Raw genomic sequence first — 23,157 nt, forward strand, 5'->3', positions numbered from 1 at the left:
TACCACGATTGGATCCCGAATACACAATATTATAAATGTATGCATATATTTATATTAAGCATGGTCGCGGTTGTGGTGCACCGAATTAGCTGAGGTATATACAGACTCCTCTTTCTGATCTACTCAGATAGTCCACGTTCCTTATTCCTTGAGAGTGGCGTGCTTCATTTGCCGTGGTGCACCTCTCTGGTTCCACAAGGTTTGTCATCTTCCCAACTTAGCCTCAAATCATACCGAAAGTTGAATACAGTTTACCGGCTCAAGCCTGTATGGCGTCAATTCGAGGTAGAATCACCATTTTTGCAGTAGCACTCGTCATAGCAATGCTCATGATGGAATTCAGTGGAGTCTCGGACGAATTAGGTATTCATGCAAGAGATGTGTTTTCGATAATCCCTGCAGCGATTGCCGGACCGATGATTTTGTTCGTGGGGATTCTTTGGATTCTCAACCCGGACCTGTGACGTTCGCTTTCACCCGCCCACCTCAAACTTTATTCTCAATTGACTGGTACCTGACCATATGAAATCACCAAGCGAGCCATCCGAAGCCGAACAGGTTCACGCGAAACACCTCGCGGCGTACTTCGCTCGGACGACAGACCTTACTGAAAACGAAGCTGAAACGGCCGCCTGGAAACAGTTCAGTGGGTCTGCATCGTGGGTCGCCAAGCAGACTGACACCTCACAGGGGACCGTCGAGAGTCACTGCGACCGGATCGCCGCCCAGTACGGGCTCTTTGCTATCCACCCTTCGAATCCTGACGACGGTGAAATGATCGATCTCGAGGATCCTACTCCCGAGGAGATTGATGAACTTGGACCAGACGTCCGCGATAGCTGGTTCGATCTTGTAGAAGACCACCCAGACGTTGCGCCCGAGTGGGCGGTCGAAAAGCTTGGACTCTAAACCGATCAATTCAAGTACGAATTTTTTCGGCTATCGAAATTGAGAACGAGGAACATACAGCTTGTACTATACATTTCGAGGTGACCTCAAGCTTGTACCACCCCGAAATCTTTTTTATAGCCGCGCCACAACGGATTTGTATCGCATGATCGGCAGCTCTGATTTGTCGACGGCGCACCCCACAAGCACCACTGAGAGTGCGAAGCGCCAACGAGAACGCGGTAACGAGGTGAGACAGTCATGGGATTTAGCAAAGCCAAGATGCGACGCGAGATGCGTAAGGCGATGCGCAAGGCCGAACGTGAAGCGGAACGTGAACTCCGAAAGGCCAAGCGCGAGGCCGAACGCGAGATGCGTCGTGCACGCCGACGGAACCGGTAACGGCCGTCGACCTCGAACCTGGGACTGATCCACCAGTCCCGTTGATATCTCTTTTATTTGACTGTCTCGGGTTTACCTTCCACATCCTCAGCAAAAACTTTGTCGTCAGACAATTCAACAGGTTGTCTGCCGATTTTCCTGCTTAGATTCAGTCTATTCCTTTGAATACAGGCAAAAGTTTGAGACGGCGCCGAAGTCACTAACGTCCGCTTTGATGAAGAAGTCGGTCCGGCGTACCTTGACGCCCACAATACTGGCGATACAGACCGCACCGAAGCCATCAAACTGGTTATTGAACACTATCTAACCACAGACTTGGAGGACAATCTCGCACTCTACTACGCAAATATCGGCGAACGTGTCGAACCGTCGCTGATCGGGACCAAACGGGAATTCTAAAACGCTCCGATTGTCGGTTCAACCCGGTCCGCCAGATACTCTCGGATAGTTTCTTCACGCCACCCACTCGGCGACAGCACACTCTCCGCTGCCCGAATAACCTCGGTCGCGTAGAACGCCGCGTCGTACTCCTCGATCCCCTCGTGGGGTAGTTGCACGCGTTCACGGCCAGATTTCGATTCGTCGACGACCACGTACTCGACAGGCTGCCCGGGTTCGCGACCGATCCCGGCAGCCTCGGCGCGTTCCAACGCTGCAACCGACCGAGTTGACTGCGTGTACTCTTCTAGGCGCTTTGACGAGCGAACTTCGATCACGAGGTCCATCGGGTTCACCTCGCCCGACCGAAGTCGCTGCAGTTGCCGATCGAGTCGATCACAGACGGCCTCGGGTGTCCGTGTCGAATCGTATACCTCGATCAACTCACGCTGGCAATCGGCGACGTACGGCGGCGTCGAGTGCTGGCGAACCTCGATGCCGCGGAACTTGTACTCGCCGTCGTGCTTCCGACCGAAGTACTTCGTCAGTGCACCGGCCTTGCTGTCGGCCATCGGGACGAACGCCACCCAGTCGAAGCCGCCCTCGTACTCGAGACGAATCCCAGCGTCGGCAAAGATCTCGCGAGCGACAGCTTCGAGCGCAGTCTGGGCCATCCCGTCATTGGCCTGGACCCAGAGACTATCGACGATCCCGTGGACGACTCGCCAGCCGTTGGCCTCGAGCGTTTGCTTCGCATTGAGCAAGATCTCGCGGGCATAGGCGTTGATCGCCTCGTGGCACTCGATCCGACCGAACTTCGCGTTCGAGAAGCCCTGGTAGCCGAAACACGAGACGAGGATCCACTTGATCGCGTCCGACTTCTGTTGGAGTGCCTGCTTTCGCCCTTCATCGTCGGTCTCCCGAATCTCGGCCTTGATCGCGTCCCGATCCGAAATCAGCGGTTCGAGGACGTCCGCCAGATAGCCACGTTCGTCGCAGATCGAGTAGCCAAGTCCCGGGACGTCTTCGCTATCGTGACAGTCGCAGCAGATCGTCTCCGGGCTAATGTTCCGCGTGACGATGATGTTGGGATACAGCGACGAAAAATCGAGCTCGTGGACATCCTCGTGAACGCCGACGTCGGGGGCGAACGTGTAGCCGCCGCGGTCGGCCTCGTGAAGCGTCCGCATCGACTTGAAGAATTCGTGGCGCCAGGACTTCCACGGCGTCAAGACATCTAGTTCCCGCGATTCAGTGATCTGGATCGCCGTAAGGACGTTGCCGATCGACGCCCAGGCGAGTTCCTGGAGGGGTTTCCCGGATCGTCGCGATAGGTCGAGGATCCCCTGCAGACCGGATTGATCGTAGAAGAACGTGTTCGACCGATCGATGATCGCCCGGCCAGGGACGTTGTACCGGGCGGGAGAGTGCCCGACCTGTCCATAGCTTTCGAACGTCGAGGCGCCGGCGAGCGTTTGCCAGCCAGAACGACGACCCAGGTCGAAGTCGTCGCGACCAACCACATCGGCTGCATCGTACAGCGCCGGCACGAGTTCGCTCGACGAGAGGATCAGGACATCGGGGTCGATACGGCCGAGGGCCCGGTCGACACGCTCCACGACCGCCTCTGGACTACCTGACACCCGCTCACCGTCGACCGACAGCTTCGAGAGGACATCGTCGACCATCGCGGTCGCCGGCGCGGTGAGTCCGAGCGTCCGGAGGTCCCGGGCGGGATCCGGCGTCTGTCCCGTTTCGAGACAGTATCGGAACTCCCGCGAGAAATCCACGTTGAAGCACTTCACATCTCCCGGCCGCCCGATGTCCCTGAGGTGGGAGGCGAGTTCGTCGACGGCGTCAATATCCGGGACGTCGATCCGAAGGACGGGCTCAGGATCGTGACGCCAGCCACGTCGCCACGGTTCGAGTTGCATATCCATCGCGAGCGGATGCGGATCGAGCCGATCGGCGAGCTCCTCGAACGAGTGGTCACCGTCCGGGATGGCGTAGATTGTCGGCGTGAAGTCCGTGTTCGAGACAGTCTCGACTCCGTCCGAGGTGGCGTGCCACTTGAGAACCTCGCCGTCGAGGTAGTCGACCTTGAACAGTCCCGCCGTCATGACTCGCGCTCGTCGAATTGCGTTTCCAATTCTGTGATCCGGCGCTCCTGTGCGAGTACGATCGAGACGAGCAACGCCAACATCGGATCCGTCGGATTCTGGTAGCCCGCTGCGTCGGCGTACTGCCGACCGTGTTCGAAGAGTCGATCGAAGTGTGGCTGATCCTGCCCTCGGAGCGCGCGGCGATAGTCGCCCCATCGCTCCTCGATCGACCGCACCTGATCACGGTAGGTCGGGTTAGTGCGCCCCATGAATCTGCACCTCCGTCGGGGCGTCCGCGTAGAGCGGTTCGCGGGCCCGCAGCACCTCGGCCCAGAATGCGAGCGTCGTTTGTACCCAGCCGTCCTCCTGTGGATAGACGAGCGTCTCGAAGTCTTCACCCTCGAACCGAGGACCGAGCGGGGTCGAACGACAACTCACGGTGTGCGACGCGATTTCCGATACCGGTTCCGATAGTGCGTCGTCGCGAGCACGGGTGACCAGGACTGGACACTCGTGGTCGCGGGCGAGTCGAGCCAGCCGCGCGAGTGTACGGAGCAAGAGGTTGGTCGCTTCTCCCGATCGAAGACTATCGTCGCGGTACTGCCCGTCGACGGCCGGTGCGACGATGAGCGAGGGATCGATCCGCCGTTTCGACAGCGTCGCGACGAGCTCGTGGTGTTGCTGGGGTGTAAAGCCGCGTGCGACCTCGATCCGGTCGAGTATGCGGTCCGACGGTGAGACGTCTGTCAGCGTGTCCGTACGACCGTGACCGTGACTATCGACCCAGTATCCGTTGCCGCCATCGATGAGGACGTGATCAACGACGAGGGAGTGGAGTGGCGTGATCGGGTCGTCCGCTTTCAATAGTGTGATTCCGGGTTCGAGATCCGGGAGTTCCGGGATGGCTGGCTTATCGAATCGGTGCATGAGTGATACAATCTCTTGGATTGTTGTATTGGTCGGGGCCCGATTTCCGAAATTTCCGAAGCGGGAATGGAGCCCCGGCTACAGCCGGTCGCAAGAGATCCTACGAGTCGTTCCACACTGGATAACCCCGCATCGATAGCCGTTCGTCGGGAGATTGGCGCTACGCTAGGAAGGTTATATATTATCGCACATAGACGGGGAAAACAGGATAATGGAGATACAGTATCGGCACGCGAATCCGTACTCCGGGCGTGAGTCCGTCGTCTTGCGAATCGACGGCTTGCTCGCCGACCAGACCGTCTGCGTGCTGATCGACGCCGGGGAGAACGTCTCCACGGCCGACCTCCTCGACGAAGCCGACGACGAATACCTCTCGGCGGTCTGTTTGACCCACGCTCACCTCGACCACTACCAGTCGCTCGGTGAGGCGTTGGATCACGCGGCGCCCTTGTACGCCGCCCCGGATACGGCGCAGATCCTGGAGGACGTCTTCGAGGCGGGCGAAGACCACTACGACCTCGCGGGGACGGATCGAGTGCTAGAGCAGTTGACGCCCATCGACGAGTGGACACAGATCGTCTCCGGGCTTCGAGTATGTCCGGTACCGGCGGGCCACGCGCCGGGTGCGGCGGGGTTCCTGTTCGAGGTCGAAGACGGCGACGAGCGGCGGACGATTCTCATCACTGGCGACTTCACCATGCGTCGAGCGGCCGGCTACCCCGGGTTCGATCCCGAGGCGTTCGTCGACGTCGACGCGGTCGTCCTCACCGCTGCGACGAGTGCCGACTTCGAATCAACCCTCACCGACGCCGTCGGCACCGTCTGCGAACGCGTCCGGGCGGGTTCGACCGTGCTGGCGACGGCGAGCGGGCTCACTGGAGTGCAGATCGCGTACCTCCTCGGGCACCTCACCGACGAGCGGGGTGAAGCCTGGCAGATCATTCTTGTTGGCCAAGTCGCAACGCTCTACGAGCAGCTCGGCTACGACGTGCCGAACGTCGAAGCGATTCCCGACTTTACCGATCCCTCTACCGTACTCACTCCAGGCGGCGTGACGATTGCCGGGCCTGAGGTGCCAGTTGACGGGAGTGCCGGCCGTCTCTATGAGACGATTGCGGACGATCCCGGCGCGACCCTCGTTCAGCTCACCGGTGGCGCGACCGAACCCGTGACTGGCGACGCGTGTACCACCCACCAGTTCACGCTGAGCAATCACCCAACCGAAGAAACGATCGACGATATCGTCGAGACCCTGTCGCCAGTCCACGTCGTTGTTACGCATCAACAGGGCGCTGCTGCGTCACAATACAAAGACAAGTACGACAGCTTCGTCTGGGCGACGGACGACACGCAGACGTACACGATTCTCGACGAGACGGGATGGACACCTCCACCCTGGGTGACCGAGTCGACGACGCGACGCGTGATGGCGGGGACGAACGCGACAGCGCTCCGCTTCGGCGATGGAGGAATGGATCTCGAACTCCCGTCCGTTGAACGTGCTGACGACGTCGATCTCCGCGCCGAAGGGCTGGATATCGACCGCCTTCGCGATCGACTCCACGATGAGCCGGAAGGCCTTGCGCCGAAAGGAGTTCGAGGTGAACAGACGACTGATGCCGATTGTCCGGACACGACAAACTCTGTTCCAGATCCCAACAAAGCCGGCATGCAGTCGATCGACGAAAGCGACGCTGAACCGTCACTGACCGATATCGATGCCCGGCTGCAGCGCATCGAGGCGGCGGTCGCCGATAGCGTCGTGGAGGCTCACGTCGTTGACGCCGGCGACGGGACGATCTTGCTCCGGCTCGAGGATCCGCCGGACGAACTAGAACACGGCCAGCAGCTTCGTATTAGACTTCCGGCAGACCTGGACACCGAAGACGGTCACGAACGCAATGGTCGTGACGACGTCGATCGGTGACAGGCGTCCGACTCAACTTTGGGCAGTCACCGTACCCCTTCTATTATCCCGCCGTCAGAATTCAGTAGCTGAACAAATTCCTCCGCGGTGCCCCGTCTGACCGAAGCCGCCCCTAATTGAGTACGGATTAGGTTCAATGACTAATGTTTAGACCGCATGGCGTTCACATAGTTAATGTTCGCCCCTGCCCAATAGTTATAATATTGTCCACTCCATAGATTTCGCTGGAAGTCAGCGTCTCCATCAGTCGCAGGGGACTGCGCAGAAATGTCCCGGGTGGTGGACACACCCGAGACGTCTGGCCTCCAGACGCATGCCTGGTTGCCATGTTCCGAAAGACACCATCGAGACAAAAAGGTCTCGCACGCGTGCAGTGCCAAGAGTCGGATCACTACCCGTCGCATAGTTTCGTTTTCAGGGATTGGGGGCTGAGTTACTTCGATCGGGTTAGCCGCGGGGTACTCGGATGACATCCGTCGAGCAAACGTACGACGGGGCCGGCGAGGACGTTCACGATCGCGAATGCTACCGGTGTGATCGGAATGTGGAACCAGCGCGACTCTTCCGAGTAACGGTCGAACCACCTGAGACGATGGCAGTGGAATACCGCGACTCGGAGAGATTTTGCTGTCCGGACTGCGCAGCTGCGATGAATCTCTCTGAGTTTTCTGAGGAGTGGATCGAACGTCGACGTCAAAGGTAGGCACTATCAGAACTCCTCAATGGAGATCTGGCCTTTTCTAAGAATAGCTCATTCGTGCCGTCGTGCGAGAGTCGGATCGATGCGGACTCCATCGGGGATCGACTCCTCACCGAGAGCCTGTTTGACTCGAATCTGGTGTTTGCATTCACGTCCCCGGTACATCGCGTCTGGACACTCACACGCACCCTGACGAAGATCGACAGTGTAGATGGCCGTCTCGCCCGAGTAGACGTCGAACATCCCCGGTGCTTTCGAGACGACAATCATCGCCTCGGTAGCCGCGCGAACCGCGAGTTCATCGCCACAGGACCCCAAATTGTCCGGTGAAGTTGCGCTCATAGGTTCACAACTCTACGAACGATTCCGGTTCGACATCCGCAGAGACGGTCGCCAGACACTCGACGCACGTCGCGACCACCGTGCATCCCCAGGGTCCCTCGTCGTCGAGACGGTAGTTCTCGAGCTCGAGGTCGTGGTCGCATTCGGCCTTCAGACGATCGGCGTCTGGATCACGTGGATCGACGGGTTGGATCGTCATTGCCAGATCCGCTCCGTAAGGCTCCCGAACGGGTTCTTGAAGAGCCGTTGATCGGCCCAGCCGCGCTTGTGTGCGACGTAGTCGAGCCAGGTGTTGATCGAACGGTCTGAGGTGAGATCGTAGCGATACGTCACCTCGCCGTCTTCGATGACGTGTACGGTTTCGTCGGTCGTCCGGTAGCAGTGAAACGCTCCTTCGGAATCGATACCAACGTGGATGTAGTCGGCGCGCGGGTCCGAGGACGGTTCGGCACGTTCTTGGGAACTCGTGTTTTGGACTGACATGCTTCGGTCACTCTCCGAAGCGCGGTCGGGCGTGTTGGCGCACGCCCCGGCCAGATTTTGGGCCGGTGTTCCGCGCTTCTCATTTACACCTATGCACCAGTGCACATTAAGTGTTTTGCACTAATGCAAATGTATGCGCTGGCGCAAATACTATGGCCTTCGCGGAGGAAGCTTCATTTGCAATGGCGCAAAATTCGAGGTCTGAAATGGGACGGTATCGCGCGATCATGACGGATACAGACCGGGAATACATCACAGGAGAAGGCGACCCGTCGGAGTCACAGCGCCTACAATCTATCTCTCGCGTCCGATCGCGGATCAACGACGAGCTCGTGAAAGATATCGAAGTTCTCGAAGAGCATCACCCTGATCTTCTAGAAGAGTTGCGAGAAGTAGTCTGTGAGAAACACGATTTGGGTCGATAGCCAAGTCAAGTCTCAATCAGGGTGGACAGAACCGATTCGACTAGGAAGCATCCCCAAGTCAGGCATTGAGCCGATATGAGTTCATTTCCAATATATCAAGATGAATCGACTGATGAGAAGGGGTGCACATTGACCGCCAGCGATTCTACTAGTTTTAACAAATATTCATTGTAGTGTGCTGCATAAAAGGTACGCATCCAAGAAAGTAGGTTCAACGGGCTACGGATCGGCAAAATAGTGTCCTATAACGCCAGTCGCGCCTGCACCTAACATTGCTCCTTGTATCCCTGCAAATGCCGCCCCTGCCGTTGCCCCCACTGCTGTTGGGCTGGTTTTCAGAAGATAGCTTATCCAATTTGTCCCCGGATAGTCCTTCACTAATTCCCGGAGCACAGCTATTTTTCTGACCGGTTCGTCGGGCTCCTGCTCATGACGTATTCTGGACCGACGCTCTAGTCTTCTGATTTCTTTATATACCGTTTGGCGTCTTTCCGACACTTCCTCCACACTTTCGTCAATATATTTCTGTAAATATTCTTGAGATAGTTCTACTCTGTAATCTGCTGCTTCACTTATTCTATTTATGACTTTTTTCATTCGGGCTAGAATAGGGCTCATGTTCAAACCGAATATTACTTCCTCAAATAGAACATCTGCCAACCGGAATCCACCCGGTTGATATGCCGACTCATAATCATCCTGTGGTTCGGAATTCGGAAGCGTTAATGATAAATTATTATATATTTCTGAATTCTCTTCCCCCCAATAATCGGATGCATCAAATACGGTTATATCTAATTCATCTATCCTGTGAGCAGTAGTTGATAATTGTTCGAATGATGTATTTCCTGAAAAGAAATCAAGGGTCGTTTTGTCCCCTTTGTACACTAATTGTCCTTCCCGCTCAGTTGCTTCTACCAAGAGGTTGTGGAAAGATTCCACAATATAGAATTTAAATGGCCATTTGCCAAGATCCTCTACCATATCTAAAGTGCTACCAATAGCGGAATCAACCAATAAAGATGGGTCGATACATATCGCAGTTTTTGGGAAAATGTAGTCTGAGTCCACATATATGCTACTATCATTAGGACCCGTCCGGATCCGCCCCTCCGTCAAATCACTATACACGATATCTCTTGATGGCTCAAACGCATTCATTTTTCAAGGTTCAGGTGTTATCTCGGCTTCACCAACTAATATCTGGGGATGCTATCAATTTTAGATAGAGAGTAATGTTGGTGAATACGCCTCTGTATTAAACAGATCGCTCCTGACAGGTACCTTTAGATTTTCGACAATTAAATTACACCATTCGTCTATCCAAAGCGTTCGTTACGGTTGCTTCGATTGCATCTTTTTGGAAACCTCAATAGTACACGGATGGTCACTTCATTGCCCCAACTACGGGCACACTCTTCACGTCGAAGACATGCTCGTTCCCGATAATTTTCTGTTCGAGAGCGCCCATTGCCTCGGACATCTGCTCGTAGAGGCGCTTCTCCTCCACCGAGGCATCATCACGTTCCGCCCGCGTCTTCGCGTAGTGGAGCCGGTTAGAGTGGAACACTGACCAGTACTCCCGGCGTTCAGCGCTGCTCAGGCCTACAGTATGGTAGTTCTTCAGATCCAGCCAGACGTCGCTCGGTTCCGGCGAGAGCCGCTTCATCTGGGTGGGCAACCGACGTCCGTGAGTGCGATCACTGCTTCCGGGAATATCGTCCGTGAACTCCACGAGCCACTCCATGTCTTCGTCCGGTGGATAGTGCAGGTGCTGGCCGTCGTCACAGCTGCGGACGAGCAGACACCCTCCTTCATCGACAGCATCCCAGAGTAGCGATAGGATGGACTCCTGGTTCGCGACGTGATGGAACAAGTAGGCGGCAAAGACGAGATCGAAGCTTCCGAGATCGGCGTCAGGTAGGTTGTTGACGTCCAGCCACCGATACTCGACGTTGGGCGCGGCGTACTGGTCCTTGGCGATTTTGAGGGCTGCTCGGGACTGATCGATGGCGACGACATCGAACCGGTCGTCGTTCCCAAAGCGGCTCTTCGTGACCGTACCGTATCCACACCCCGCGTCGAGGACCCGATACGGTGGATCGATTCCCTATTCCTCGAATCGTTCTACGACCCGATCGAGGTTGCGCTCGTCCTGTTCGCGATGGACATCGGCAGACAGCTCGAGCCGATCGTAATCGACCTCGACGTCGTATTCACTCGGTCCTTCGTGCTCGGACTCCACCACGAATTGTCTCCGTGGATCGGAGAGGATCTCGTCCATCATCCGGGAGAGGGACTGCTGGAGGCGACTCTCGTACTCTTCGAGGGTAGCGTACGTGAAGTATCCCGTCTTGCGGCATTCCTCTCTGAAGTCCTGGACGGCCGCATACTTATCCGGATCCAACTTGCTCGTTGGGACGTTCTGTTCCGAGAATCCGATAATCGACGGCGTATGCCCATCGAAGGCGAGCTGTCGGACTGTGTCGGTCAGGCAGTCGCTCGTGGTCCTCGCGTTCTCCACTGTCGTCCAGAAGGTCCCGAGGACTGCATCGATCTCCTCCGCGAGGTCAGTCGTGTCGAGGTTGAGGTGGACAGCTGAGACCGGCTCCAGGTAGATGTCTTGGCTCCGTCCAGTCGTCGAGTTCCAGTCGATAACGACATCTCTGGCGACGCTCCGTTCCTGATCGATGTCGTCGCCCATGACCAGGAGGACCCGGTACACGGTAGCTTCAGTCGGCATCCTTGATTCAACTACTGACCACTAAGCAAAATGAATGGCGGAACGGCCCTGGACCATTAGACGCCGGACGGGTCGAATTCCTTGAGCCGCGCTTCTTCCTCGTCCAATAGGTCGTGTTCCAGATATCGACGGCCGAGACCCGTGATTCGGTAGTACCCGCCAGTTTCGTCTTCCTTCTCGATGAGACCAGCTGCGTTCAGTATCCGGACGCGCTGCTGGATTGTCCCCTTCGTCGGATCCATGTTCTTGGCGATCGTCGCTGGCGGGGCCTTGAAATCATCCAGTTCGTGCCCGTCGAGGAACTCGAGGACGTCGAGATCGCTCATCTGAACCCACGCTATTCGTGCACGCATAGTAGATCGACTAAGTGAATACCCCACTCTGGGTGAGCATCGGCAAAAAAACCTCTGTATACACCGGCGTCACGACCTTATGCGTTCGTATACACTCAGATAAGTATATGCTGAATCACAACTAAGCATACACAATATTTAATACTACCAACGGCAAATGGTCCCGATACAAAGTCAGTACTAACCGATCCGCCCGCGGGAAGTGGGCGCCGAGCTGACGAGCGATAGACTGCCCATCACAACGGCGTCAGAAAGGGTCCGAGTGGACATCTGACCCTTCTGGCCTGAGACGCTAAAAGCTTCGCCTCCGGGTAGAGGCCTCTCTGTGTCTCTCAGGCACGAGGTGACCGCCCTCCCAGCGCCGAAATGCGGACCGAGAGCCACGCATGTCACACAATCGAGGGAGAACCCCACCGAGGGAATACGAACCGGCGACGGAACCAATCGATCCAGGAGATATTGAAATCGAGATACGCTGTCAAAACGGACCAGAGGATCGAAAATGAGTCGTCTCGAACCGATCAGCCCCAGCAACGCCATCGAGATGTACATGGAGGGGCGGCGAGACGAGCTCAGCAAAGAAACAATCCCGTCCCACGTGTACCGCCTCGAAGCGTTCGAGCAGTGGTGTGAAGAGGAGGGAATCGATAACCTGAACGACCTCACTGGACGGGACCTGTACGCATTCCGGGTGTGGCGTCGAGAAGGACATGGGAAAGGACGCCAGGAGATTGCGACGATCACCCTGCGCGGGCAGCTCGCCACCGTTCGGGCCTTTCTCCGGTTCTGTGCCGATATCGACGCCGTTCCGGAAGGGCTTCACGAGAAGGTCCCGCTGCCGAAGGTTTCTGGAAGCGAGTCAGTGAGTGATACGACACTCGATCCAGAACGGGCGATCGATATTCTCGAGTACCTCAATCGCCACCACTACGCATCTCGAAAGCACGTCACACTGTTGCTCCTCTGGCACACTGGCGCGCGAGTAGGCGGGATTCGAGGGCTCGATCTCGACGATTGCCATCTCGATTCCGACCCTTCGGGACTCGAATTCGTGCATCGGCCAGCCCAGGATACGCCACTGAAAAACGGTGAGAAAGGCGAACGGTGGAACTCTATCGGTGGCCACGTTGCCGGCGTTGTCCAGGATTACATCGACGGACCGAGAGAGTGTGTAACCGACGAGTACGACCGAGCCCCGCTTCTGACGACAACCCACGGCAGAGCGTCCCGTTCGACGTTGCGAGACACGCTGTACGACATCACCAGACCCTGCATGCGCGGTGCGGAGTGTCCACACGACCGGGATCCGGACGAGTGTGAGGCGACGAACTACGTGAAGGCGAGCACGTGCCCGTCGTCACGATCTCCGCACGATGTTCGGAGCGGTCGGGTAACGGCCTATCGACGGCAAGACGTCCCCCGCCAGATCGTCGGCGACCGGCTCGACGCGAGCGGCGACATCCTCGATAAGCACTACGACCGCCGTAGCGAGCGTCAGAAGGCGAAACAGCGACGCGACTATCTTCCAGACCAATGACCGGACTAGACACGTTACTAGAGGTAGAACCGAGTCCACAGTGCAGGTCCGACAGGGCCCATCCAGAAACTGCACGATTTGTGACCGTCCCTGGAAGTGCAGTTTCCGGGCACGTTACCACCATAAAACCCCGTTCGCTAATTCGATAATCGGGGTTCGAAAGTGGGCCTAGGTGGCGACCGCCCGAGGGTCGCCGCCGTCTTGCGATTGTTATAGCCGAAATGGGATAGTCGGTGTGAAATATCGGTTTGGGCCCTTCTGAAGGGGACGTATCGTCCTGCGTGGAACCAACACGTATTTTACCAATCAGTCAAATCTCCCTCACGATTCGTTCTATGACGAGCCGGTTCGCGGTTCGCCCGGTGTTCAAGCCTCTCTCGCCGCCCGCCGCGCGACGGGCCCGATAGCCGCAGCATTCGGGCTCGCTCCGCTACCGTCACGGTAGCTGCAGTTTCTCGCCACCAGACACGGACAGATGCCGACATCCACCGAGTCGCCGGCACCGCCGGCGCTCACACGATCTGCGATCGACAGTCGAACCGCCTTCGAGCCGCTCGCTCGAATCTCGCGCCGCCGCGTGGCTCTCAGTGGAGGGGATCATCGATGATCGCTGCGATGCGATTACTGCGGCACAATCGGGGGTTCCGGCGATTTCTCGCGGGACAGTTCGCGACGAACGCCGGGGATAGCCTCTACACCGTCGCGGTCCTGTGGCTCGCCTTCGAGCTGAGCGGGTCGACCCTCGTTACCGGCGCCCTGAACGCGATACTGCTGCTTCCCTGGCTACTGCAGGTCTTCGCCGGACCACTCGTCGACCGCCTCCCGCTGCGGGCGGTGCTGGTCGGCTCGCAGGTGGTCCAGGGAGTGGTCGTGCTCGTCCTGCCGCTCGCGGCGATCACCGGAACCCTGAGCGTCGGCCTCCTCTTCGCCGTCGTTCCGGTGCTCGTGCTCGCGTCGCTGGTGATGGCGCCGATGGAGACCGCGCTCCTCCCACGTATCGTCGAGGACGAGCGCCTCTCGGAGGCCAATTCCGCCCTCGCAACGGTTACGCTTGGATTGGACATGCTCTTCGACGCGATCGGCGGCGTATTCATCGCTGTCTTCGGCGCGACGGCGCTGTTTCTGGCCGACTCGCTCACGTTCGCCGTCGCCGCAACGCTGTTCGCGGGGATCAGCGTTGCGACACTCGATGGTCGGGAGAAGAACGCAGACGCGCCCGCGTCCAGTCGCGCCGACCCCGGCTCGAGCGTCGACGGGGCGCTCGGTTCGTACGTCTCGGATCTCCGGGCTGGCGTCGATATCCTCCGCGGGACGCTCTTCGTCGAGTTGATACTGACGACCGCGGTGGCGAACTTCACGACCGGCGTCGCGCTCGCGATACTGCCGGCGTTCGGCGGTTCCACCGGCGGACCGGCGGTCTACGGCCTGTTGCTGGGCGCGCTTGGCATCGGGCGACTCGTCGGTTCCGTCGTCGGCCCGTACGTCGAGCGAGTTCCTTACGGGCTCGTACTGGTCTCACACGGATTCGGAGCGGGGTGCTGGGTCGCAGCAGTGCTGGCTCCGTCGACGACGCTGACGGTCGTGTTGTTCGGTCTCGCGTGGGTTCCGATCGGGATATCGGGCGTGCTGACGGCGACGCTCAACCAGCGACTGTTTCCGGCCGACGCGCTCGGGCGGGTCGCCGCAACGAAAGGCACCGCGTCGGGGGCGACGCTCCCGCTGGGCTCGGTCATCGGTGGCCTCGTCGGCGAACTGCTCGGGGTGACGACGACCATGGCCCTGGCCGCGAGTGGCTTCGGCTTCACGGCCGTCTACATCCTCCTGCGACCGCGCCTTCGACAACTCCCCGCCGTCGAGGCCGCGACTCCCGCCGACTTCGACCTGCAGACCGAGTCCAACCGATCGGCAGCGTAGCGGGACTGGAAACGTCACGACCCGGTTTTTTGCTGCGTTCCGCGCCGGCGGTGGCGATGTGCTCGCCAAAGGGAGTGGAAACGGTGTGACTCAGCGCTGTACACTCAGTTTTCAGCCGGCGAATCCGGCCACAACACAGCTTCGAGTGCGGCCGCATAGCGGCCGGGCTGGACTTCGCCGAACGAGACGATACCGAGCGGTTCGTCGTGACCGTCGCCGAGACTCGCGTAGTGCAGGTCGAGCCCCGGTTCGCGTCCGCGGTACACGGGCGATCCGTCGAACGTCTCCACCGGAAAGCCGAGCGCCGACGAGAGACTGGCCGGATCGATCTCGGCAGGGTGGGCTGTGAGGGCCACGAGTGGCTGCAATTCGCGAAGCTCAATGCGCGTTTCCAGACCCGCGACATCGACTGTTAGAACGCCGGTCGACTGGTCGTCGACGTATTCGAGTTCACCGTCGACAGGTTCGAGATGCATCGGCTTCGGACGACCTCAGTAGTCGCCCCAAACCGTCTCCACAGCATAAAGATTCGCAGTCGCGCCAGCGGGAAAACGACGGAAACCCCCTCTCAGACGGGGATACTGCCCAAGGCGAGTACGGAGAAACCGTTATATCGTCCGTGAATGAATATCGATGTATCAACCATCCGTTGTCGTTCGTTCAGCAGCGCTCGCCAGCGGAGTCGGTTGCGCTGAACCCATGGATACCTCGATACAGGAAGTCGGCCCCGGCGAGCTGAGCACGGTGATCGAACCGGGCGCGGTGACGCTCGTGTTGCGGGCGCCCGGTGTCGGCGGCTCACGACAGTTGCGATCGCTCGGCGAGGCCGTGACAGGGCTCTCCGAGACCGACGATGTCGACGAGCAAGAGCTCGTGGTCGTCGAGAATTTCGTGTCGGCGGTGTGCGACCTCGCGGACGGCTCTGTAATCGACTATTGCGACCAGTTCGGTCGAGGATCGCTGTTTACCAGATCTGGCGGCACCGTCCTCGTCGCGCGCCCTCGCGGGTTCGACTGGCTCTGTCGGAGCGAACTATCGGTCTACGGCCGGTTGATCGAGCGGGTCGACGCCGTCCTCGTGGTTCGGACCCCGCCGACCGCCGCGGAACCGGCGATCAACGCCGTCCGCGAGCGGGTTTCCAAACGACCCGTGGGCGGGCTTGGAGACGAAAAACGGGCAGCCCTGCTCGAGCAGGTCGGGTATCCGGCGTACGCCTTCGAGACACCCGAGTTGCAACAGGCGCTCGGGTGGTACGACGCGACGATTACGCCCAGCGCACTACTCGCGCTCTCGAAAAACGACGAGGGGGCCGCGCTCCTGCCCGCGGACGTGAGGCGGGCGTTCGGAACGCTACACGTGTTCGGAGCTCGTGACACGGACAGCGAGCGTGCGGAGTCGACCTGGTCGATCGACGACGGACTCGCGGACGGCCTCGCCACGCTCGTCCCGAGCGGCGGCCTCCCGAGTCGCGTTCCCAGCGAGCGGTCACCTCCGGCCCTCGCCGCGGTTTCGCTCGTCGTCGCTGGACTGGCCGACGACGCAGAGTGGCTCGACTCCCTCGTCCGGTACCGCGTGGTCCCCGCAGCCGCCGAAGCGCTGGAGATCGCACTGTCCCTGCCGCCCGGAACGATCGATCACCTCCAGGTGTTCGCCGACGACCCCGCGCGAACGCTGATCCGGGAGGGGCTCGCCGACGCGACCGACGACTCGGTCGTCGACGAGGCACGCGACGTCATCGGCGAGGCGGCCGACGCACTCGGATCGTCCGCCGTCGCGTTCGAAACGATCGCGACCGACCCAGCCGAGTACGGGTCGTCGGTCCTCGTCGGTGCCTGGCACTGGGACGGCCCGGCCGCGTTACACGAAGCGGCAGCCGAACGCGAACTGCGGGCACCGCACACGAACCCTGACGGAGGGATGGACTGGCCGGCACCCGTCGACGCAGCCGAACTCCGCGACGCCGTCGACGGCGGCCTGGTCGTCCTCACCGGACCGAAGACGACTGGCAAACGGCGGGTCGCCGCGTCTCTGGCGGCGGAACTCGAAGACTGGGGCGCGACGGTCAGACTACCCGAGCTTACCCACCCCGACCACGTTCGGACGGGGATCGCGGCGACGTCGAACGCCGTCGTGATCGCCACCTACGGCGCCGAGCCAGCGCGAATCGGGAGCGAGAATGGCATTCGGGCCCTCGCCGAGTGGGTCGAGGCGGGAGACTGCACAGGAGCGGTGCTCATCTGCGACGAGTCCAACCGGGAGCGCCTCGACGACATCGCGGTACAGACTGACTGTGACGAACTGGCGACCTGGACGGATCGCACCGAGGTCGCCTTCGAGGAGACGAGCGGCGTCAGCTCGCCCGATCCTGCAACCGTCGCACGCGAACTGCTCGGTGCGATCGGCTGGGGCGAGGTTCAGACGCCGTCTCGACGGACCGTCGACGTCGAGTCGGTCACCGACCAGAGCACGGTCGCCGCGGTTTCGGGCTGTCCGGACCACGCGCTCGGCGACGAGATCGTCGGACAGATCGTCGCCGAGGTCGTCGACGTCATCACGACGACACACGGGCCTGACGCGGCCCAGCCGTGGCTCTCGTTCGTCGACGACCTCGTGGCGGACGTCGGCCGCAATCGAACGGCCGACAGCGACGACGCAATCCGATACCGGGGCGAGGTGTACGCGACGGCGATCGCGGCCGTCGCGACGGCAAACCCGACGACGGACGAGTGGGTCCACGCAGTCGCGCAAAGCGTCTTGACTCTCACCAACGAGACCGCGGCCCCACCCGGCCGGGAGTCCGTCGGCGGCGAGATGGAGCCGTTCGCCACCGCGTTCGCCGGGGCACTGTCGATGCTCGCCCAGCCGTCGGACGGATCGGCGGTAAATCACGGCGCGGTGGGCTGTGTCGATCAAGTGCTCCACGAGATGGTCGGCAGCGAGGGGTCGCAATTTCCGCTCCACCTGGTCTACGGTCGCGCCGTCGGAGCGGTCGTCCACCGCGTCGAGGCGGACGGAGAGGTAGAGGGGGAGGTGGACGAGGAGGAGGAGGAGCGGCGGGAAGCGATCGGCACTGGGCTCGCCACGATCCTCACACTCGTTCGACAGCAGGCGGCAGGCGCCGACGAGTGGGCCACAGCGAACGTGCTCACGAACGGCTTCGGCTCCGCGCTCGGAGCAGTGGCGGAGACGTGTCCACCCGCAGACCTGTCGGCCCTGATCGCCGATATCGAATCACGGGCCAGCAACGCGACCCAGCTCGTCGGTGATCCGGACACCCGAACGGCGACGCTCCAAGAGCTGTACGTCGGCGGGATCGGGCTGTGGGTGTTCGAACACGGCTGCTCGGACGAGGCGTTCGGGCCCTGGATCGAAGCCATCGGCCAGGGGCTGTGCCAGACGGCGCAAGCGATCGACGACGGCGAGCCGGAATCGTTCGTGGTCGAGGCGTACGGTCGCGCCGTTCGAACCGTCGTGGGGTCGGGCGAACGCGACCGAGCCGAACAGCTGTTCTCCGCGGCGCACCGACTCGTCGAGACGCTCGCGCGTGGCGAGTTCGTCGACGACGAGCAGGCGTTTCGAGCGGCATTACACGCGAAGGCACTGGCCGTCTTCGGCGACGTTGCCTTAGCGTCCCCGGACGAGGTCACCCAGTACCCCTACGGCAGTAACACGATCCCGTTCGACGATTCGCTCGGCTTCGAGGACTGGATCGCGCTGTACGACGAGGCCGTACTGGCCGGCGACGTAACCGACGTGATCGACGCGACCAACGCGGATCCGACACAGTATCTGACGGCCGTCTACCGCGACGCGCTGTCGACGCACGTGCAGGGCTTCGACGAGGGGACGACCGAAACCGAATCGGGCAGTCCCACGACGACCGGCTCGACAGACGGCGTGACGCCACGCGGCCAGCGGACGTGGTACGGCGGGCTCGAAGACGTGATCGAATCGAGAGCGATCGAATCGGACACCGATCCGGTTGCATTCCTCGCGGACGTCTACGGCGGGGCGGCTGCCAACTGGGCGGCCGACGGCGCGTCGAGTCGCACGCAGGAGTGGATCGACGTGCTCGTCGGATCGCTGCGGAGCGGTCGCGCGTCCATCGACGGACCAGCGGCGAGCGACTGGGACGACGCGGTCGCGTCGACGCACGCCGAGGTATTAGCGGCAGTGGTGATCCGGACCGACGTCGGGGAACGCACCCACGACCGGTTGGTCGCAGCCGTCGTCGACGAGATCGAGACGACGGCGGTCGCGCCGGCCACTGTGACCGCCCCCATCGAGTACGTCGGGTCGGTCTTCGGGAACGCACTCGCACTCGTGGCCGACGTCCCACCCGAAGAGATCCGATTCGGCGTGGCCGAAGTGCTGACGGTCGTGGACGACTCGCTCTCGCTCGACCGAATCGGCGTCGAGCGAGAAGCGCTGCTCGAACGAGTGGGTTCGACGGCAGGCGAACGAGTGCGGGCAGCTGACGGCGGAGCCCACGCGACACGTCTCGAAGACGGACTCCGTGAGGCGGGATTCGACTCCCTCGCGGACGACGTGGCCGACAGCGACGGTGTCGATGGGCCAGACGTGGCCGACGGCGACACTGTCGGTGAGGCCGACACGGGCGACGGCGGACCCGATCGGACGCCGCAGCGATCGGAGTGACGGTCGTATCGAGGCCCGAATGGCGGGTCCTCGAGTATGGTAGCCGCACAGCCGAGGAGGGGCTACGATATGAGCCCCGCTACGGACGGGCGTCCCGACGAAAGAGACTGGTATGAGTCGAGTACGCGTCGCCACGTTCAGTCTCCTTGCCCTCGGGTACGCAGCGATCGGGTTCGTCGTGGGCCGACAGATCCTTCACGGCGTCCTCGGTATCCAGCCGGCCACGCTCCTCCCGATGCCGGGACCCATGTTGCAGGTGCTCGGATTCGGGCTAGTTCTCGGCATCGTTCTCGCCGGAACGCAGGTCTCCGTCCGGTTCCTCGATCTGCACAAGATGTGACCGGTGTCGAGAGTCGACCGGTGCCGAGAGCCGGCATCGAATCGGCCGAGAGGCTGTATCGAGGCGAGACACCAAAGGGCAGCGTTCGCAAGGGTGAGGGACAGCGTTTGCAAGGGTGACGGTTTGGACCGTGCTCCGGGGAGGGCGAGTATGGCACAGACACCCGACGTCGACATGGTCGACACCGCGGACGACTACATCCACGTGCGCTTTCGCGATCCCGACCGTTACGCCGAGATTCGAACACCCGACTGGGCAGACCAACCAGCGCAGTCCGTCTCAGAGGGAAGTCAGGTCCGGACAGGAAGAGTCGACAGCACGGACGACTGGGAAATTACGAGCGTCCTGATCGAGAAACACGTCGGTGAGGAGAAAGCCAGAGAGCAAGCTCGCGAGATCGTGGAAAAGATCGAATCGTGAGTGCAGACCGGAAGATACCGCGCGACGATCGTGGGTCGAGGCGATTCAGCGGCCCGGAAGCGATCCAGCGGTTCGAAGGCGACCCCGTCGACTATTCGCTGATCGTCAGGACGCCGTTTTTCACCGACACGTCGGCCGCCTCCGGTGGACGGACGAACTCGAACTGCTGGTCGTCGGCGACGACGATCACGGTGTCGTCGACGATGTCGACAGCGACGTCGCCCGCCGCGGCACCGAAGTCGACCGCGATCACGCTACGGTCGTCGTAGTCGAGCGTACGGACGACGATGCCACGTTCGGTTGCGTTCTGTAGTGGTTGTGGGACTTTCATACACAGCGTTAGCAGGCGTTCACTGGTAAGGGGAACGCAGGCAGACGACTGGGGGGAGGCGAGCGACGTATAGTTTCCTATCGGCGCGTCCTCGTCCTGGTAACTCCCTCTACGACCCGATGAAGTCGGTTAACGCCGTCTCCTGGATATCGTCGGTCTCCTCGAACTCGTTGGCGAGTTTCTTCGGGTCAGGTATTTCGAACGAGATCGAGGGATCTGGGCGCGTAACAGCGGCCTGGACGCGCTCGGCTTCGTCGAGAATGGGCACCTCTTCCGTCGTGGTTCCCGATATCGTACACCAGGCCCGCGATCGGGAGATGGCGACGAACGCTTCGTTTCGTCTATGGACAGCACTCTCGCGGTATTCTGGGTGTTGAACCCACTCGAGGCCAACGAGGTACACCGACGCAGCTTCGTTCCCCTTGGCCCTGTGGATCCCAGTGATCGTAACGGCGTCATCCACGGCGAAGGTCTTGCCGTCCCCGTTCCAGACGCCGTTCGCGTCGAGGTCCCGGGATTCCAGTTCGTTCGCGAGCATCGCGCCGGTATCCACGTAATCGTATCCGAGGACGATGACCATGATCTGGTCAGGAGCGAGGCCTTCCGCTACGTCTCGAACGATGCGGTCGGCAACCCACTGGAGTTCCGAACCCTTGGTCGGGAACGCGTTGGTTTCGACGAACGGCTTCGCCGCCGGCGTTTCGTGAAGCGGATGCGGTGAGTGGTCGTCCGGCCGGCGGATCGTCGCTGTCTCGCCGACTTCCCTGAAGTCAGCGTCCACCTCGTACCCGAGGCTCTCCCAGCCGTCGGTGCGCGTGATCGTCTGGACCGGTCCGTCTTCGGCCATGAGGCCCATCCCGATCGCGTGTCCTGCCATGAGAACCGGTCTGGGGGATCGATAGGCCTGGCGCATGACGTGGCTCTTCTGGACGCCACCGGGGTAGCTCCCGCGCAGGTCGAGGACCGGGTCGTCGTTCTCGTCGGTGCCGAAGAGGTTCGTCGGGCTCGGGGCGGAGAGACTCGTCAGACTCTGTGCCTCGTCGTACGCCCACACGAGCCGTTGGTTCTGGGCCAGCGCTTCGAGACAGAGGGTGAAGAAGTTCGATCCGAAGTCCTGCGCCTCGTCGATGAATATCCCGTCGTAGAGCGTCGGTATCGACGCTTCGTCCAGGAGTTCCTCGCAACACGCGTCGAAGTAGTCGTCACGATCGGGAAACGCCTCACGTGCATCGTAGAACGTTCGATGGTCGCGACCGGCCGCTCGGCAGGCGTTGTAGTATATCCCGTCACCGGCCTGCGAGCCGCCCCAGGCGTGGATAATGTCGAGGTTATCCCAGTTCGGGTCGTCGTTCGCGAAGCGGCGATAGAACCGCTCGACGAGCGCCGTGAGCTGATCGTAGAGGCTCTTCGAGTGGAACGTGAACGCGAGGGACAACTCCGGGTACTTCGCGTGGGTCCGCGCCACCTTCATCGCGAGGAGGACGGTCTTTCCTGATCCGGCGATGCCACGGATCTGCTGGGGACCCGGAGGAACGAGCATCCCGATCTCCTGCTGTTGTGCGTCGAGTCCCCGGAGCCCCTTCGTCACGTGCTCGTAGTGTTCTCCACGCCGCGTCGGTGTTCGCGGTGCACTGGTCCGGTCGCCGCTGATCGGTTGGCCGCAGCTGAGGACGTCCCTGGCTGCCACGAGTTCGTCGTCCGTGAGCGGGTCGAACGTCCGGACCGCCGCCAGTGCGTCGCGAAGTGCGACCGGTGTCAGATCGTCGCTCAGCAGCGTCCGCGGAGCGGCCGGACCGTCGAATCCACGGCCTTCCCACTCGTCTCTGGTGATGTTTGGAAGCGCGACGAACGTGTTGACTGGAACCCGACAGCCGTCGAGATCGGAGAGCGCCGGTTCGCTCGTGAAGAACCGACGCAAGAACAGCGCCTGGTTGCGCGCCTGCTGGTGCGGCGTCGATCGGGACTGGCTGATATTTTGCAAGTACCACGTGTGGCCCTCGATCCGATCGATGTGGTCGATCCGATACCCCTTGACCTCGATCACGAGCAGTCCCAGGTCACGGTGGAGGAGGACGATATCTGGTTCGTGGTCGAACGTTTCACCCCCTTTGTCGACGATCGGATACTGGTGGTACGCGACGCCCTCGTCGGTCGCGTCGAACGCGCCCTTGAGGCGCTCCCAGACCGCCAGTTCGGCGTCGATCCCCGGAAGTGACTCGTCGGCCGTCGTGGGGATGAATTCCATACGCTACACTAATAGCGAACTGATATACCAGTTTCCCTACC

Annotated in this window: 23 protein-coding genes and 1 pseudogene; 10 read left to right on the plus strand and 14 right to left on the minus strand. The window is 60.6% G+C overall.

Features of this window, described 5'->3' with window-relative positions:
• The first annotated feature begins 522 nt into the window (after nucleotides 1-522).
• Nucleotides 523-909 (plus strand): hypothetical protein, encoded by a 387-nt coding sequence (locus HALRU_RS13680; RefSeq protein ID WP_015301980.1) that lies wholly within the window; start codon nucleotides 523-525, stop codon nucleotides 907-909.
• A 240-nt stretch (nucleotides 910-1,149) separates the two neighbouring features.
• Nucleotides 1,150-1,290: a hypothetical protein gene (locus HALRU_RS15775; protein ID WP_015301981.1), complete on the plus strand. Its 141-nt coding sequence runs from the start codon at nucleotides 1,150-1,152 to the stop codon at nucleotides 1,288-1,290.
• A gap of 395 nt (nucleotides 1,291-1,685) precedes the next feature.
• On the opposite strand, the gene HALRU_RS13685 is transcribed toward HALRU_RS15775, so the two are convergent.
• Genes HALRU_RS13685 through HALRU_RS13695 form a run of 3 tightly spaced genes read right to left on the minus strand, consistent with a single transcriptional unit; the run spans nucleotide 1,686 to nucleotide 4,697 of the window.
• Nucleotides 1,686-3,788: a type B DNA-directed DNA polymerase gene (locus tag HALRU_RS13685; protein ID WP_015301982.1), complete on the minus strand. Its 2,103-nt coding sequence runs from the start codon at nucleotides 3,786-3,788 to the stop codon at nucleotides 1,686-1,688.
• Nucleotides 3,785-4,039: a hypothetical protein gene (locus HALRU_RS13690; protein ID WP_015301983.1), complete on the minus strand. Its 255-nt coding sequence runs from the start codon at nucleotides 4,037-4,039 to the stop codon at nucleotides 3,785-3,787. Before HALRU_RS13690 ends, HALRU_RS13685 begins: the two co-directional genes overlap by 4 nt.
• Entirely contained in the window at nucleotides 4,026-4,697 is a 672-nt protein-coding gene (locus tag HALRU_RS13695) for a hypothetical protein (protein WP_015301984.1), read from the minus strand. The genes HALRU_RS13690 and HALRU_RS13695 overlap by 14 nt, the downstream gene beginning before the upstream one ends.
• A gap of 211 nt (nucleotides 4,698-4,908) precedes the next feature.
• Between HALRU_RS13695 and HALRU_RS13700 the strand changes: the two genes are divergently transcribed.
• Nucleotides 4,909-6,624 (plus strand): MBL fold metallo-hydrolase, encoded by a 1,716-nt coding sequence (locus tag HALRU_RS13700; RefSeq protein ID WP_015301985.1) that lies wholly within the window; start codon nucleotides 4,909-4,911, stop codon nucleotides 6,622-6,624.
• 466 nt (nucleotides 6,625-7,090) lie between these two features.
• On the plus strand, nucleotides 7,091-7,327 hold the full coding sequence (locus tag HALRU_RS16015) for a hypothetical protein (RefSeq protein WP_015301986.1): 237 nt from the start codon (nucleotides 7,091-7,093) through the stop codon (nucleotides 7,325-7,327).
• 48 nt (nucleotides 7,328-7,375) lie between these two features.
• Here the strand turns inward: HALRU_RS16015 and HALRU_RS13710 are convergent, their stop codons facing one another.
• The 3 genes from HALRU_RS13710 to HALRU_RS13720 are packed head-to-tail and all read right to left on the minus strand — an operon-like array spanning nucleotide 7,376 to nucleotide 8,149.
• Nucleotides 7,376-7,666, minus strand: a complete 291-nt coding sequence (locus HALRU_RS13710) for a hypothetical protein (protein WP_015301987.1) — start codon at nucleotides 7,664-7,666, stop codon at nucleotides 7,376-7,378.
• A 4-nt stretch (nucleotides 7,667-7,670) separates the two neighbouring features.
• The gene (locus tag HALRU_RS13715) at nucleotides 7,671-7,865 is read right to left on the minus strand and encodes a hypothetical protein (RefSeq protein WP_015301988.1); all 195 of its coding nucleotides are present in this window, start codon (nucleotides 7,863-7,865) and stop codon (nucleotides 7,671-7,673) included.
• Nucleotides 7,862-8,149, minus strand: a complete 288-nt coding sequence (locus tag HALRU_RS13720; protein ID WP_015301989.1) for a hypothetical protein — start codon at nucleotides 8,147-8,149, stop codon at nucleotides 7,862-7,864. Before HALRU_RS13720 ends, HALRU_RS13715 begins: the two co-directional genes overlap by 4 nt.
• A 206-nt stretch (nucleotides 8,150-8,355) precedes the next feature.
• Between HALRU_RS13720 and HALRU_RS16020 the strand changes: the two genes are divergently transcribed.
• Nucleotides 8,356-8,574, plus strand: a complete 219-nt coding sequence (locus HALRU_RS16020; RefSeq protein WP_015301990.1) for a hypothetical protein — start codon at nucleotides 8,356-8,358, stop codon at nucleotides 8,572-8,574.
• A 219-nt stretch (nucleotides 8,575-8,793) separates the two neighbouring features.
• Here the strand turns inward: HALRU_RS16020 and HALRU_RS13730 are convergent, their stop codons facing one another.
• The 5 genes and pseudogenes from HALRU_RS13730 to HALRU_RS13745 all read right to left on the minus strand — a co-directional run bounded on the left by HALRU_RS13730 (nucleotide 8,794) and on the right by HALRU_RS13745 (nucleotide 11,643).
• Complete coding sequence (locus HALRU_RS13730) at nucleotides 8,794-9,558, minus strand: hypothetical protein (RefSeq protein ID WP_148680544.1); 765 nt, start codon at nucleotides 9,556-9,558, stop codon at nucleotides 8,794-8,796.
• 403 nt (nucleotides 9,559-9,961) lie between these two features.
• Complete coding sequence (locus HALRU_RS16025; protein WP_245547747.1) at nucleotides 9,962-10,321, minus strand: hypothetical protein; 360 nt, start codon at nucleotides 10,319-10,321, stop codon at nucleotides 9,962-9,964.
• 27 nt (nucleotides 10,322-10,348) lie between these two features.
• A pseudogene (locus HALRU_RS16280) lies at nucleotides 10,349-10,681 on the minus strand (class I SAM-dependent methyltransferase); the annotation flags it as partial.
• A gap of 3 nt (nucleotides 10,682-10,684) precedes the next feature.
• The gene (locus HALRU_RS13740; protein WP_015301993.1) at nucleotides 10,685-11,317 is read right to left on the minus strand and encodes a hypothetical protein; all 633 of its coding nucleotides are present in this window, start codon (nucleotides 11,315-11,317) and stop codon (nucleotides 10,685-10,687) included.
• A gap of 56 nt (nucleotides 11,318-11,373) precedes the next feature.
• The gene (locus tag HALRU_RS13745) at nucleotides 11,374-11,643 is read right to left on the minus strand and encodes a hypothetical protein (RefSeq protein ID WP_015301994.1); all 270 of its coding nucleotides are present in this window, start codon (nucleotides 11,641-11,643) and stop codon (nucleotides 11,374-11,376) included.
• A 529-nt stretch (nucleotides 11,644-12,172) separates the two neighbouring features.
• On the opposite strand from HALRU_RS13745, the gene HALRU_RS13750 reads away from it, so the two are divergent.
• Both HALRU_RS13750 and HALRU_RS13755 read left to right on the plus strand, forming a co-directional pair.
• Nucleotides 12,173-13,207, plus strand: coding sequence for a tyrosine-type recombinase/integrase (locus HALRU_RS13750; RefSeq protein WP_015301995.1), 1,035 nt, complete (start codon nucleotides 12,173-12,175; stop codon nucleotides 13,205-13,207).
• Nucleotides 13,208-13,810: 603 nt separating this feature from the next.
• Entirely contained in the window at nucleotides 13,811-15,121 is a 1,311-nt protein-coding gene (locus HALRU_RS13755) for an MFS transporter (RefSeq protein ID WP_015301996.1), read from the plus strand.
• Between the two features lie 104 nt (nucleotides 15,122-15,225).
• Here HALRU_RS13755 and HALRU_RS13760 read toward each other — a convergent pair whose 3' ends face one another.
• A complete protein-coding gene (locus HALRU_RS13760; RefSeq protein ID WP_015301997.1) occupies nucleotides 15,226-15,597 on the minus strand; it encodes a hypothetical protein in 372 nt (123 codons plus the stop codon).
• A 223-nt stretch (nucleotides 15,598-15,820) separates the two neighbouring features.
• On the opposite strand from HALRU_RS13760, the gene HALRU_RS13765 reads away from it, so the two are divergent.
• The 3 genes from HALRU_RS13765 to HALRU_RS13775 all read left to right on the plus strand — a co-directional run bounded on the left by HALRU_RS13765 (nucleotide 15,821) and on the right by HALRU_RS13775 (nucleotide 20,540).
• Nucleotides 15,821-19,780 (plus strand): hypothetical protein, encoded by a 3,960-nt coding sequence (locus HALRU_RS13765; RefSeq protein ID WP_015301998.1) that lies wholly within the window; start codon nucleotides 15,821-15,823, stop codon nucleotides 19,778-19,780.
• 112 nt (nucleotides 19,781-19,892) lie between these two features.
• Complete coding sequence (locus HALRU_RS13770; protein ID WP_015301999.1) at nucleotides 19,893-20,120, plus strand: hypothetical protein; 228 nt, start codon at nucleotides 19,893-19,895, stop codon at nucleotides 20,118-20,120.
• 150 nt (nucleotides 20,121-20,270) lie between these two features.
• The gene (locus HALRU_RS13775) at nucleotides 20,271-20,540 is read left to right on the plus strand and encodes a hypothetical protein (protein WP_015302000.1); all 270 of its coding nucleotides are present in this window, start codon (nucleotides 20,271-20,273) and stop codon (nucleotides 20,538-20,540) included.
• Between the two features lie 91 nt (nucleotides 20,541-20,631).
• Here the strand turns inward: HALRU_RS13775 and HALRU_RS13780 are convergent, their stop codons facing one another.
• Both HALRU_RS13780 and HALRU_RS13785 read right to left on the minus strand, forming a co-directional pair.
• Nucleotides 20,632-20,871 (minus strand): DUF7127 family protein, encoded by a 240-nt coding sequence (locus tag HALRU_RS13780; protein WP_015302001.1) that lies wholly within the window; start codon nucleotides 20,869-20,871, stop codon nucleotides 20,632-20,634.
• A 109-nt stretch (nucleotides 20,872-20,980) separates the two neighbouring features.
• Nucleotides 20,981-23,116: an NERD domain-containing protein gene (locus tag HALRU_RS13785; protein WP_015302002.1), complete on the minus strand. Its 2,136-nt coding sequence runs from the start codon at nucleotides 23,114-23,116 to the stop codon at nucleotides 20,981-20,983.
• Nucleotides 23,117-23,157: the final 41 nt, after the last annotated feature.

Source organism: Halovivax ruber XH-70 (assembly GCF_000328525.1).
Taxonomy (GTDB): Archaea; Halobacteriota; Halobacteria; order Halobacteriales; family Natrialbaceae; genus Halovivax; species Halovivax ruber.

What these genes read in the sequence shown, in the direction of transcription:
- HALRU_RS13680 (WP_015301980.1), top strand. Translation starts at nt 523, where the DNA reads ATGAAATCACCAAGCGAGCCATCCGAAGCCGAACAGGTTCACGCGAAA.
- HALRU_RS15775 (WP_015301981.1), top strand. Translation starts at nt 1,150, where the DNA reads ATGGGATTTAGCAAAGCCAAGATGCGACGCGAGATGCGTAAGGCGATG.
- HALRU_RS13685 (WP_015301982.1), bottom strand. Translation starts at nt 3,788, where the DNA reads ATGACGGCGGGACTGTTCAAGGTCGACTACCTCGACGGCGAGGTTCTC.
- HALRU_RS13690 (WP_015301983.1), bottom strand. Translation starts at nt 4,039, where the DNA reads ATGGGGCGCACTAACCCGACCTACCGTGATCAGGTGCGGTCGATCGAG.
- HALRU_RS13695 (WP_015301984.1), bottom strand. Translation starts at nt 4,697, where the DNA reads ATGCACCGATTCGATAAGCCAGCCATCCCGGAACTCCCGGATCTCGAA.
- HALRU_RS13700 (WP_015301985.1), top strand. Translation starts at nt 4,909, where the DNA reads ATGGAGATACAGTATCGGCACGCGAATCCGTACTCCGGGCGTGAGTCC.
- HALRU_RS16015 (WP_015301986.1), top strand. Translation starts at nt 7,091, where the DNA reads ATGACATCCGTCGAGCAAACGTACGACGGGGCCGGCGAGGACGTTCAC.
- HALRU_RS13710 (WP_015301987.1), bottom strand. Translation starts at nt 7,666, where the DNA reads ATGAGCGCAACTTCACCGGACAATTTGGGGTCCTGTGGCGATGAACTC.
- HALRU_RS13715 (WP_015301988.1), bottom strand. Translation starts at nt 7,865, where the DNA reads ATGACGATCCAACCCGTCGATCCACGTGATCCAGACGCCGATCGTCTG.
- HALRU_RS13720 (WP_015301989.1), bottom strand. Translation starts at nt 8,149, where the DNA reads ATGTCAGTCCAAAACACGAGTTCCCAAGAACGTGCCGAACCGTCCTCG.
- HALRU_RS16020 (WP_015301990.1), top strand. Translation starts at nt 8,356, where the DNA reads ATGGGACGGTATCGCGCGATCATGACGGATACAGACCGGGAATACATC.
- HALRU_RS13730 (WP_148680544.1), bottom strand. Translation starts at nt 9,558, where the DNA reads ATGGTAGAGGATCTTGGCAAATGGCCATTTAAATTCTATATTGTGGAA.
- HALRU_RS16025 (WP_245547747.1), bottom strand. Translation starts at nt 10,321, where the DNA reads ATGGAGTGGCTCGTGGAGTTCACGGACGATATTCCCGGAAGCAGTGAT.
- HALRU_RS13740 (WP_015301993.1), bottom strand. Translation starts at nt 11,317, where the DNA reads ATGCCGACTGAAGCTACCGTGTACCGGGTCCTCCTGGTCATGGGCGAC.
- HALRU_RS13745 (WP_015301994.1), bottom strand. Translation starts at nt 11,643, where the DNA reads ATGAGCGATCTCGACGTCCTCGAGTTCCTCGACGGGCACGAACTGGAT.
- HALRU_RS13750 (WP_015301995.1), top strand. Translation starts at nt 12,173, where the DNA reads ATGAGTCGTCTCGAACCGATCAGCCCCAGCAACGCCATCGAGATGTAC.
- HALRU_RS13755 (WP_015301996.1), top strand. Translation starts at nt 13,811, where the DNA reads ATGATCGCTGCGATGCGATTACTGCGGCACAATCGGGGGTTCCGGCGA.
- HALRU_RS13760 (WP_015301997.1), bottom strand. Translation starts at nt 15,597, where the DNA reads ATGCATCTCGAACCTGTCGACGGTGAACTCGAATACGTCGACGACCAG.
- HALRU_RS13765 (WP_015301998.1), top strand. Translation starts at nt 15,821, where the DNA reads ATGGATACCTCGATACAGGAAGTCGGCCCCGGCGAGCTGAGCACGGTG.
- HALRU_RS13770 (WP_015301999.1), top strand. Translation starts at nt 19,893, where the DNA reads ATGAGTCGAGTACGCGTCGCCACGTTCAGTCTCCTTGCCCTCGGGTAC.
- HALRU_RS13775 (WP_015302000.1), top strand. Translation starts at nt 20,271, where the DNA reads ATGGCACAGACACCCGACGTCGACATGGTCGACACCGCGGACGACTAC.
- HALRU_RS13780 (WP_015302001.1), bottom strand. Translation starts at nt 20,871, where the DNA reads ATGAAAGTCCCACAACCACTACAGAACGCAACCGAACGTGGCATCGTC.
- HALRU_RS13785 (WP_015302002.1), bottom strand. Translation starts at nt 23,116, where the DNA reads ATGGAATTCATCCCCACGACGGCCGACGAGTCACTTCCGGGGATCGAC.